This window comes from Bradyrhizobium sp. 62, from assembly GCF_023073035.1.
Classification (GTDB): domain Bacteria; phylum Pseudomonadota; class Alphaproteobacteria; order Rhizobiales; family Xanthobacteraceae; genus Bradyrhizobium.
Genome location: NZ_JADPIT010000032.1, coordinates 408,817 through 420,346 on the forward strand (window position 1 = coordinate 408,817; position 11,530 = coordinate 420,346).

Below are 11,530 nucleotides of genomic sequence, written 5' to 3' on the forward strand. Positions count from 1 at the left end.
GAAGGCGCTCGCCGAGCAGACCGCGAAGGCGACCGGTGAGATCGGCCAGCAGATTTCCGGCATCCAGGCGGCGACCAACGACTCGGTCGGCGCCATCAAGGAGATCTCGTCGACCATCGAGCGTCTGTCGGAGATCTCGTCGGCGATCGCGGCGGCCGTGGAAGAGCAGGGCGCGGCGACCCAGGAGATCGCCCGCAACGTCCAGCAGGCGGCGCAGGGCACCCAGCAGGTCTCCTCCAACATCACCGACGTGCAGCGCGGCGCGACCGAGACCGGCACGGCCTCCTCGCAGGTGCTGTCAGCGGCGCAGATGCTGTCGAACGACTCGAACCGGCTCAAGACCGAAGTCAGCAAGTTCCTGACCAACGTCCGCGCGGCGTAACGACCGAGGCGCGCGGGGTAAACCCCCGCGTCAATATCCATTGACGAAAGAGCGGCGCCGCAAGCGCCGCTCTTTTTTTTCGAGCGCCGGTAGCCCGATGTCGGTAGCAGGTACCATCATGGGGGTTCCGCGGAAGTGGGCGGGCGGTCTCCTTCATTGATAGTTAAATTCGGCTTACGAGAATGGTCTCAAGGACCGCCGGTTGCAGCCCTGATTGGAATAGCCGCTTATTTCATCCAACTTCTGGGGCTCACATGCGCAAGAATTTACCCGTCACCGATGTCGAATATCCCGTCAGCGACGAGACGCTGATCGTCTCCCGGACCGACCTCAAGGGCAAGCTCACTTACTTCAACGACGATTTTCTCGCAGCAGCCGGCTTCACGTCTGCGGAGCTGATGGGCCAGCCGCATAACATCGTCCGTCACCCGGACATGCCGCCGGAGGCGTTCGACAATCTCTGGGACACGCTGAAGGCCGGCAAGCCGTGGCTCGGCGCGGTGAAGAACCGCCGCAAGAACGGCGATTTCTACTGGGTGCTGGCGACGGCGTCGCCGATTCGCGAGAACGGCCAGGTCACGGGCTTTACGTCGATCCGCACCAAACTGCCAGCCGACCAGCGCAAGCTGGCCGAAGAGGTCTACGCGGCGATCCGCGAGAAGAAGCCGCATGGTTATCGCGTTGACGCCGGCATCATCCGCCGCCGCTCGCTGCTCGACCATTTTGCGGTCTTCACCAGGACGCTGAAGGCGCGCCTGGCCACCACGATGGCGCTCCAGTTGCTGTTCGTGCTCGGACTTGGCATCGGCGGAGCGCTCTCGACCGGCGGTACGACCAGCCTGAGCCTGGCGCTGCTGGCCGTCGCCGGCGCTGCCGTCCTCGGCTTTGCCGGCCTTACGACCATGCGCGCCGTCCAGGGGCCAATGCAGCAGCTCAACGACACCTTGGTCAACCTCGTCCAGGACAAGCTGGACAACCGCGTCCTGATCGAGCGTGACGACGAGATCGGCGAGTCGCTGCGCAATCTGCAGACGGTGCAGACGATCATCCGCTTCAGCCGCGACGAGGTGCAGGCGGTGCAGCGCCGCGCCGAGGGACAGCGCAAGGCCGACATGACAAAGCTTGCCGACGGCTTCGAGGCCGCGGTCGGCGAAATCGTCGAGACCGTATCGTCGGCTGCGACCGAGCTCGAGGCGTCGGCCTCGACGCTGACCTCGACCGCCGGTCGGGCGCAGGAATTGGCGACGGTGGTCGCGTCCGCCTCGGAAGAAGCCTCCACCAACGTCCATTCAGTGGCGTCCGCCGCCGAAGAGATGTCCTCCTCGGTGCGTGAGATCAGCCGGCAGGTGCAGGAATCCGCCCGGATCGCAGGGGAGGCCGTCAGCCAGGCGCAATCCACCACCGAACGCGTCAGCGAATTGTCGCGGGCGGCGTCCCGGATCGGCGACGTCGTCGAGCTCATCAACGCCATTGCAGGCCAGACAAATCTGCTGGCGCTGAATGCGACGATCGAGGCGGCTCGTGCCGGCGAGGCCGGCCGCGGCTTTGCAGTCGTTGCCTCGGAGGTGAAGGCGCTCGCCGAGCAGACGGCCAAGGCCACCGGCGAAATCGGCCAGCAGATCGGCGGCATCCAGACGGCGACGCAGGAATCGGTTGGTGCCATCGGCGAGATCAGCGGCACGATCGCCCGCCTGTCGGAAATCTCTTCGGCGATCGCGGCGGCGGTGGAGGAGCAGGGTACGGCCACCCAGGAGATCGCTCGCAACGTGCAGCAGGCTGCCCAAGGCACCCAGCAGGTGTCAGCCAATGTCGGCGAGGTGCAGCACGGTGCTTCCGAAACCGGGTCGGCGTCCTCGCAAGTGTTGTCGGCGGCGCAGATGCTGTCGCGCGATTCGAGCCGCCTCAAGCTCGAAGTCGGCAAGTTCCTGGACTCGGTCCGCGCCGCATGAGGCCGCCGCATGGCCGCAGTGCGCGTTCCGCAGTGCGGTAGCACGGAAGTGAATGCCGGAAATTGGCGTTTCCGGCGGTGCTCGGGTAAAGGGAGGGAGGGATCCCCGTGGGGGCGGATTCCGTATCCTCGCTTGACCTGGAATTTTCCGGCGAATGATTGCTCTGGTCCGTATTGCCCTGAGCCGGCCCTACACGTTTGTCGTGCTCGCGCTCCTGCTTCTGATCATCGGACCGCTGGCGGCGCTGCGGACGCCGACCGACATCTTTCCGGACATCCGCATCCCCGTGATCGGCGTGGTCTGGCAATACACCGGCCTGCCGCCCGACCAGATGTCGGGCCGCATCACCACGCCGTTCCAGCGCGCGCTGACGACGACGGTCAACGACATTGAGCACATCACCGCCAATTCCTATAACGGCTTTGGCATCATCAAGATCTTCTTCCAGCCGAACGTCGACATTCGCACCGCCAATGCGCAGGTCACCGCGATCTCGCAGACGCTGATCAAGCAGATGCCGCCGGGCGCGACGCCGCCTCTGATCCTGAACTACTCCGCCTCCACCGTGCCGATCGTCCAGGTGGCGCTGTCGGGCGACGGGCTGACCGAGCAGAACCTCGCCGATATCGGCATCAACCAGCTGCGAACGCCGCTGGTCACCGTGCCTGGCGCAGCTATCCCGTACCCGTTCGGCGGCAAGCAGCGCCAGGTCCAGATCGACCTCGACCCGACCGCGCTCCAGGCGAGGGGCCTGTCCGGCCAGGACGTCGCCAACGCGCTCGCGGCCCAGAACCTGATCACGCCGGTCGGCACCCAGAAGATCGGGCAGTTCGAATACAACATCCAGCTCAACAACTCGCCGCTGAAGATCGAGGAGCTCGGCAATCTGCCGATCAAGACGGTCAACGGCGCGATGGTCTATGTGCGCGACGTCGCGACCGTGCGCGACGGCAACCCGCCACAGACCAACATCGTCCATGTCGACGGCAACCGCTCGGTGCTGATGATGGTGCTGAAGGCGGGCGCGACCTCGACGCTCGACATCATCGCGGGCATTAAGCAGAAGGTGATCGACGTCAAGGACCAGCTGCCGGACGCGCTCAAGATCGGCTTCATCGGTGATCAGTCGGTGTTCGTCCGCGGCGCCATCGAAGGCGTCGCGTTCGAAGGCGTGATCGCGGCGCTGCTCACCAGCATCATGATCCTGCTGTTCCTCGGCAGCTGGCGCTCGACCGTCATCATCGCGGTCTCGATCCCGCTCTCCGTGCTCGGCGCCATCATCATGCTGTCGGCGATCGGCGAGACGCTGAACATCATGACGCTCGGCGGCCTGGCTCTCGCGGTCGGCATCCTCGTCGACGACGCCACCGTCACGATCGAGAACATCAATTATCATCTGGAGCAGGGCAAGCCGGTCGAGCAGTCGATCCTCGACGGCGCCAACCAGATCGTGACGCCGGCCTTCGTCTCGCTGCTCTGCATCTGCATCGTGTTCGTGCCGATGTTCTTCCTCACCGGCGTGGCGCGCTTCCTGTTCGTGCCGATGGCGGAAGCGGTGATGTTCGCGATGATCTGGTCGTTCCTGCTGTCGCGTACGTTGGTGCCGACCATGGCGAACTATCTGTTGCAGGCACATGTCCATCACGAGGACGGTCCGCCGAAGTCGCGCAATCCCCTGGTGTGGTTCCAGCGCGGTTTCGAGGCTCGCTTCGAGCGTATTCGCGGCGGCTACCACAGTTTCCTCGGGCTCGCGCTCGCGCACCGTCCGGTGTTCGTGATCGGCTTCCTCTGCGTGGTCGGCGCGTCCTTCGCGCTGGTGCCGTTCCTCGGGCGCAACTTCTTCCCCGCGGTCGATGCCGGCAACATCCTGATGCACGTCCGCACCCAGGTCGGCACCCGCGTCGAGGAGACCGCGAACCAGCTCGCCGACGTGCAGAAGGCGATCCGCAAGCTGATCCCGGGCGAGATCGAAACGCTGACCGACAACATCGGCATGCCGATCTCCGGCATCAACATGACCTACAACAACACCGGCGTGATCGGCCCGCAGGATGGCGACATCCAGATCAAGCTGAAGGAAGGCCACAAGCCGACCGAGGAGCATGTGCGCGTACTGCGTGAGCAACTGCCGCGGCTGTTCCCCGGCGTCAGCTTCGCCTTCCTGCCGGCCGACATCGTCAGCCAGATCCTGAACTTCGGCGCGCCGGCGCCGATCGACCTGCAGATCCGCGGCGCCAATCTCAGTGCCAACTTCGCGTATGCCAACAATCTGCTGGCCAAGGTCCGCAGGATTCCCGGCGTCGCCGATGCGCGCATCCAGCAGTCGCCGAACAATCCGACCTTCAACATCGATGTCGACCGCACCCGCGCGCAATATGTCGGCCTGACCGAGCGCGACGTCACCAACAGTCTCGTCGTCAACCTTGCCGGCTCATCGCAGGTGGCGCCGACCTACTATCTCAATCCGGATAATGGCGTGTCCTATTCGATCGTGATGCAGACGCCGCAATACCAGATGGATTCGCTCAGCGCGCTTCAGACGTTGCCGATCACGGCGGCCGGCAATTCGCAGTCGCCGATCCTCGGCGGCATCGCAGACATCAAGCGCTCGACCTCGAGCGCGGTGGTCTCGCAATACGACATCCAGTCGATGGTGCAGATTTTCGCCACGACCTCGGGCCGCGATCTCGGTGCGGTCGCGACCGACATCCGGCAGGTGATCGCCGACACCGCCAAGGAGGTGCCGAAAGGCTCTTCCGTGGTGCTGCTCGGCCAGGTGCAGACCATGAACAGCGCCTTCACCGGCTTGTTGTTCGGCCTGCTCGGGGCGGTCGTCCTGATCTATTTCCTGATCGTCGTGAACTTCCAGTCCTGGTCCGATCCCTTCGTGATCATCACGGCGCTGCCCGCAGCGCTCGCCGGCATCGTCTGGATGCTGTTCGCCACGGAGACGACGCTGTCGGTACCGGCGCTGACCGGCGCCATCATGTGCATGGGCGTTGCCACCGCCAACAGCGTGCTCGTGATCTCGTTCGCGCGCGAGCGCTACGAGGAGCTCGGCGATCCCATCGCCGCGGCGCTGGAAGCCGGCTTCGTCCGGTTCCGCCCGGTGCTGATGACGGCGCTCGCCATGATCATCGGCATGGCGCCGATGGCCTTGGGGCTCGGAGAGGGCGGCGAGCAGAATGCGCCGCTCGGCCGTGCCGTGATCGGCGGCCTGATCTTTGCAACCTTCGCCACGCTGATGTTTGTTCCCGTGGTGTTCAGCATGGTACACAAGAAGCAAGGCGCCAAATTCGCCGCCTCCCTGGAGACCCCGCATGTCGCCCACTGAACCCCGCTCGCCGGTGTCGCACCGGAAACTGGGCCTTTTCGGCGTGGTGGCGCTGATCGCGGCGGGGCTGGTCGTGGGCACCGGCATCCGTGCCCGCGAGGAGCAGGGCTCCAGGCTGAAGGCATGGACCGATGACCAGGCCGTTCCCAGCGTCGCGGTGACGCTGCCCAATGCCAAGGCTCCCAATTCGACCATCGACTTGCCGGGCCGTCTCGAAGCCTATTATCGCGCGCCGATCTTTGCCCGCGTTCCCGGCTATCTCAAAAGCTGGAGCGCCGATATCGGTGCGCGGGTGAAGGCCGGTCAGGTGATCGCAGAGATCGAGGCGCCCGACCTCGACCAGCAGCTGCTTCAGGCCCGCGCCGACCTCGCCAGCCAGCAGTCCAGCGCCAGGCTGTCGGAAGCCACCCTCAACCGCCGCAAGACGCTGGTCGCCTCCAATTTCGTCTCCGCGCAGGAGATCGACGAGCGTACCGCCGATCTCTCCAACAAGAACGCGGCGGTTCGCTCGGGCCAGGCCAATGTCGAGCGCCTCGAAGCGCTGGCCGGTTACAAGAAGATCACCGCTCCGTTTGACGGTGTTGTCACGGCGCGAGACACTGACGTCGGTGCGCTGATCAATTCAGGCGGCGGCTCGGGCCCGGCGATGTTCGTGGTCTCCGACATCACCAAGCTGCGCGTCTATATCAACGTGCCCCAGAACTACGTGCCCGCGATCAAGATCGGCGCCAAGGCCGCCATCGTGCTGCCGGAGTATCCGAACCGGACCTTCCAGGCGACGGTGGAAGCTTCCTCACAGGCGGTTGACGTCGCCTCCGGCACGACACGCATGCAGCTCGGTCTCGATAATTCCTCAGGCGAGCTGATGCCCGGCGGCTACGCCAGCGTGAAGCTCAGCCTGCAGCGCGACACCGCGCCGCTCAGCATTCCCGCCAGCGCGCTGATCTTCAACGGCAGCGGCCTGCGCGTCGCCACCGTCGGTCCGGACGACAAGGTCCTGTTCAAGCCCGTGACCATCGCGCGCGATCTTGGCAAGGAAATCGAGCTCGCCTCGGGAATTGCAGCGGATGACCGCGTCATCACAGCACCACCGGACGGCCTTTCCGACGGCGACCAGGTCCGCGTGACAGGCGCCGGCGCCAAGGGCAAGCCGGCGACCGCGTCGGAAAAGCAGGCGCCGAAGGGGTAGCCTCGATTTCGTAGGGTGGGCAAAGCGAAGCGTGCCCACCATCTCTCTGCGGTCCTAAAAAGATTGGTGGGCACGGCTCAAGAGCGCCTTTGCCCACCCTACGAGAGCTACGCCACCCGCCACTCCGGCACGCCATCCGCAGCCATCGCGATCTCGCCCAGCGAACTTACCGGCGTCCTGTTCAAGTCGCGCAGATGCGCCAGTGTTGCGGTATCGCTCGCGGGAATTCGCGCCAGTGTGCGCCTGTCATCTTCGGTCCGCAGCATCACCACGCCATGCTCGACATCGCCGCTCCGGCCGTAGAGCACCGTAAAGCTCTCGACCTTGCCCTTGCCTGAGGCCGCCGTGACGAACTCCGGCACCGCGCGCTTGTTGCTGTCTGCCGCCGCCTGCACGCTCGTCTCCTGTGCCAATGCTTCACGCGGCGCCGCCTTCGATACCACCAGCGCATGATGCTTGGTGACGAAGCCGCCCTGGCCGTAGAGCAGGCCGAGCGTTGCGCCGTCGCGCACACGCCGCACCATCGCGCAGGCGGCATGGGTCATGTAGGTGTTGAGCGGCGCACCGAAGAAGGTGAGGCCGCCTGTTACGGTCGGCTTCACGTCCGCACCCAGGCCCAGCGTCCGCCGCGCCATCTTGGGCACGCACGGGAAGCAGCTATAGAGCTCGATCGCATCGAATTTCTTGCCGTCGCCGCCGGCGAGATCCGTCGCAGCCTTCAAGACGGCGTTCTGCGGATGGCTCTCGTAAAACTGGTCGCGGAGGAGATAGTCGCGCGGTTCTTCCGCCGAGGCGCCGCCGAGTGGATAGACCAGCTTGTCCTCGGCGATGCCTGCCGCACGCGCCTTGGTGAGGCTGGTGAGCAGCAGCGCGCCGCCCATGTTGACGCTCGGGTTGGCAACCATCAGCTTATTGTAGGGCCAAGCGATCAGGCGGTTGTCTGCCGTCGGCGTCGTGATTTCGTCGGGCGTATAGCGCCGCTTCAGCCAGGCATTTGGATTTTGCGCGGCAGCTTCCGAATAGCGCGACCACAGCACGCCCGACTCTGCCATCGCCTCGCGCGGTGTCTGGCCCCAATGGGCGGACGATGCCGCTTCATAGAACGGATAGACCGTCACGGGTCGGAACGCGCCGAGCTTCACGGCCAGCGGTTTCTGGAACGCTGCGCCGCGTTTCGGCTCCTCGACGTCATGGGCGAACGGCGTCCATGGCAGCTTCGCGCCGGCGCGCTCCGCCTTGGTCGCCGTCGACTGTGCCTCCGCGCCGCAAACTGCGGCAACACTGCATTCACCCCGCGCGATGCGCTTTGCTGCCTCGTGGATGTAGCGGATCGGGCTCTCGCCGCCGACCGGGCCGTAATAGCAATGCGCAGGCGAGATCCCGAGCCGTTGCGCCAGCAACTGCTCGGGATCGCGATAGCGCCAGCTCAGGAAGTTGACGACGTCGAGCGACTGCACCTCGCCGAGCAGCCTTACGCCGGCATCTGCTTCCGCGCGCAGCAAGGCCTGTTCGAGCAGGTCGAGCGGCTCGAGGCCATCGGTGATCTCCTTGGGACGGTCGATAATCTCGCCGACGCCGACGATGACGGGGATGCGGTCTTCGGGGGTATGTTTCTTATCTGTCATGCTTCAATTCACGATGTGTCAGTTGTTTCGTCATTGCGAGCACAGCGAAGCAATCCAGGGTTTTCCCGCGATGATAGTTTGGATTGCTTCGCTGCGCTCGCAATGACGAGCTGGGGCAATCACTCCGCCACCAGCGCATTCATGTGCTCGACGGCTTCGGCAAAGTCTTCCTTGAATTCCTGCACCACCGCGCCGGCCGATTTCACGCTGTCGATCAGCCCGACGCCTTGGCCGACGAAATAGCTGACGAGATCGCGGGCCTTCGCGTTGCCGCCCGCCGCCGCGCGGTCGATCGCGTTGAAGGCGTCGCGGCTGACGATGCTTTGCAGCGGCATCGGCAATGCGCCGGGGCTCTCAGGTGCGCGGTCCCAGGCGTCGGTCCAGACCGAACGAAGCTGCCGCGCCGGCTTTCCGGTGCGGCCCTTCGAGCGCACCGCATCGCGCGACGATGCCGCGATCATCTTCTCGCGAAAGATCTCCGTGGTCTCGGCCTCGACGGTGGCAAGCCACACCGAGCCGGTCCAGGCGCCGGCCGCGCCCATCGCCATGCAGGCCGCCATCTGCCGTCCGGTCATAATGCCGCCGGCCGCCAGCACCGGCACGTCGCGGATCTTCTTGATCGCCTTGATCACCTCCGGCACCAGCACCATGGTCGAGACCTCGCCGCAATGGCCGCCGGCTTCGGTGCCCTGGACCACGAGGATATCGACGCCGGCCGCGACCTGGCGCAGCGCGTGCTCCTTGGCCCCGACCAGCGCAGCGACCGGCACGCCGTGCTTCCTGCCCATCTCGATCATCGCCTTCGGCGGCACACCCAAGGCATTGGCGATCAGGCGGATCGGGTGCTTGAACGAGACCTCCAGCAGCTCCAACGCGGTCCTGCCATCGAACGGCTGCGGCTGATTGTCGGCGACCTCGGTGGTCGTGAGTTCGATGTCGTATGTCTTCAGGAGATCGCGCGTGTAGTCGCGATGCGCCTGCGGCACGCGTGCTTCAAGGCTCTTCCAGGTGACGTCCTTCTCGCCCGCAGTCGAGATGTTTTCGGGGATCAGCACATCGATGCCGTAGGGCTTGCCGTCGACGTGATCGTCGATCCATCTCAGCTCGCGCTCCAGCGTATCCGGTGTGTGCACGGTCGCACCTAACACGCCAAATCCGCCGGCGCGGCTGACGGCGGCGACGACATCGCGGCAATGGCTGAAGGCGAGCAGGGGGAAATCGATGCCCAGCATGTCGCAGATCGGCGATTTCATCGTTCCCTCCGGCGGCCTCGCGTTGCTGTCATTGCAATCTTGAGCGAAGGCTCATCGACGCTAGCCCATCGTCTTGCGCCATGCCAATCCGGATTTGGCAGCGCATCTTGCGTGCACACGCCGTGTTGCGCGAAGCCGAACGCCTGGCTCGACAGATGCGGCTCCTCGTGATGGCCGTCCTCGGTAACGTCGGATGCATGACGCGGCCTCGAGGCCCGCGCCGGACGCAGGGCCGGCAGGGCTTGCCATCGGCCGTCCGTGGGCTAATTAATGCAGACGCATCTTTTTCGCCGGAGCCTTCTCATGACCGACGCCCCCGCCTACGTGCCGCCCAAGGTCTGGACCTGGAACAAGGAGAACGGCGGACAGTTCGCCAGTATCAACCGTCCCATCGCCGGTCCCACCCATGACAAGGAGCTGCCGGTCGGCAAGCATCCCTTCCAGCTCTATTCGCTGGCGACGCCGAACGGGGTGAAGGTCACGGTCATGCTGGAGGAGCTTCTGGCGCTCGGCCACAAGGGCGCGGAATACGACGCCTGGCTCATCAAGATCGGTAACGGCGACCAGTTCGGCAGCGGTTTTGTCGACATCAATCCAAATTCCAAGATCCCGGCGCTGATGGACCGCTCCGGCCCGGAGCCGATCCGGGTGTTCGAGTCCGGCTCGATCCTGTTCTACCTCGCGGAAAAGTTCGGCGCGTTCCTGCCGAAGGACATCAAGAGCCGCACCGAGGCGATGTCGTGGTTGTTCTGGCAGATGGGCAGCGCGCCCTATCTCGGCGGTGGCTTCGGCCATTTCTACGCCTACGCGCCGACAAAGATCGAATATGCCATCGACCGTTTCGCAATGGAGACCAAGCGCCAGCTCGACGTGCTCGACCGCCGGCTCGCCGACAACGAATATCTCGCCGGCAGCGAATACACCATCGCCGACATGGCGGTATGGCCCTGGTACGGCGCGCTCGCCAAGGGGCTGGTCTATGGCGCCGGCGAATTCCTCTCGGTGCAGGACTACAAGCACGTGCAGCGCTGGACCGACCAGATCGCCAAGCGCCCGGCCGTCAAGCGCGGCCGCATGGTCAACCGCGTCTCCGGCGATCCCGCCAGCCAGCTCCACGAGCGGCATGATGCCGGCGATTTCGAGACCAAGACGCAGGACAAGATCGAGGCAGCGAAGCCTGCGTGAAGCTATTCGCAGATGTCGTAGGGTGGGCAAAGCGAACCGTGCCCACCACTTCTTGCGATACGATGGTGGGCACGGCGCGCGAAGAGCGCACCTTTGCCCACCCTACGGCTCTTCCCGAGCGGGAAGAGGTAGCGCTCACGCCATGCTCAACTCGTGGCGTCCCACCACCATCCAGTGCACCTCGTCCGGACCATCCGCGAAGCGCAGATGGCGGACATCCTGGTACATTTCGGCGAGCGGGGTCCAGTGCGAGATGCCGGTGGCGCCGTGCATCTGGATCGACTGGTCGATGATCTTGCAAGCTCGCTCCGGCACCATGGCCTTGACCATGGAGACCCAGACGCGGGCCTCCTTGTTGCCGAGCACGTCCATGGCCTTGGCGGCCTTCAGCACCATCAGCCGCATCGCCTCGATCTCGCAGCGCGCCTGCGCGATGATCTGCATATTGCCGCCGAGATGGGCGATCTTCTTGCCAAAGGCTTCGCGGGTGAGGCCACGCTGCACCATCAAATCGAGCGCCTTCTCCGCCTTGCCGATGGTGCGCATGCAGTGATGGATGCGGCCCGGGCCCAGCCGAAGCTGCGAGATCTCGAAGCCGCGGCCTTCGCCGAGC

Annotated in this window: 7 protein-coding genes and 1 pseudogene; 5 read left to right on the forward strand and 3 right to left on the reverse strand. The window is 64.9% G+C overall.

Translation table 11 applies throughout. The features are described from left to right. The 4 genes and pseudogenes from IVB47_RS31335 to IVB47_RS31350 all read left to right on the forward strand — a co-directional run. A pseudogene (locus tag IVB47_RS31335) lies at window positions 1-382 on the forward strand (methyl-accepting chemotaxis protein); the annotation flags it as partial. 254 nt (window positions 383-636) lie between these two features. Then, complete coding sequence (locus IVB47_RS31340) at window positions 637-2,331, forward strand: methyl-accepting chemotaxis protein (protein ID WP_247467282.1); 1,695 nt, start codon at window positions 637-639, stop codon at window positions 2,329-2,331. A gap of 154 nt (window positions 2,332-2,485) precedes the next feature. Continuing rightward, on the forward strand, window positions 2,486-5,665 hold the full coding sequence (locus IVB47_RS31345; protein ID WP_247467285.1) for an efflux RND transporter permease subunit: 3,180 nt from the start codon (window positions 2,486-2,488) through the stop codon (window positions 5,663-5,665). Then, the gene (locus IVB47_RS31350) at window positions 5,652-6,854 is read left to right on the forward strand and encodes an efflux RND transporter periplasmic adaptor subunit (RefSeq protein ID WP_247399435.1); all 1,203 of its coding nucleotides are present in this window, start codon (window positions 5,652-5,654) and stop codon (window positions 6,852-6,854) included. The genes IVB47_RS31345 and IVB47_RS31350 overlap by 14 nt, the downstream gene beginning before the upstream one ends. Before the next feature lie 107 nt (window positions 6,855-6,961). On the opposite strand, the gene IVB47_RS31355 is transcribed toward IVB47_RS31350, so the two are convergent. Beyond that, window positions 6,962-8,479, reverse strand: a complete 1,518-nt coding sequence (locus tag IVB47_RS31355; RefSeq protein WP_247467288.1) for an acetyl-CoA acetyltransferase — start codon at window positions 8,477-8,479, stop codon at window positions 6,962-6,964. A 119-nt stretch (window positions 8,480-8,598) separates the two neighbouring features. Further along, a complete protein-coding gene (locus IVB47_RS31360) occupies window positions 8,599-9,732 on the reverse strand; it encodes a nitronate monooxygenase (protein WP_247467291.1) in 1,134 nt (377 codons plus the stop codon). Between the two features lie 303 nt (window positions 9,733-10,035). On the opposite strand from IVB47_RS31360, the gene yghU reads away from it, so the two are divergent. Continuing rightward, on the forward strand, window positions 10,036-10,917 hold the full coding sequence (yghU, locus tag IVB47_RS31365) for a glutathione-dependent disulfide-bond oxidoreductase (protein WP_247288625.1): 882 nt from the start codon (window positions 10,036-10,038) through the stop codon (window positions 10,915-10,917). A 135-nt stretch (window positions 10,918-11,052) separates the two neighbouring features. On the opposite strand, the gene IVB47_RS31370 is transcribed toward yghU, so the two are convergent. After that, the coding region (locus IVB47_RS31370; RefSeq protein WP_256467939.1) for an acyl-CoA dehydrogenase family protein at window positions 11,053-11,530 on the reverse strand (478 nt) is incomplete at its 5' end.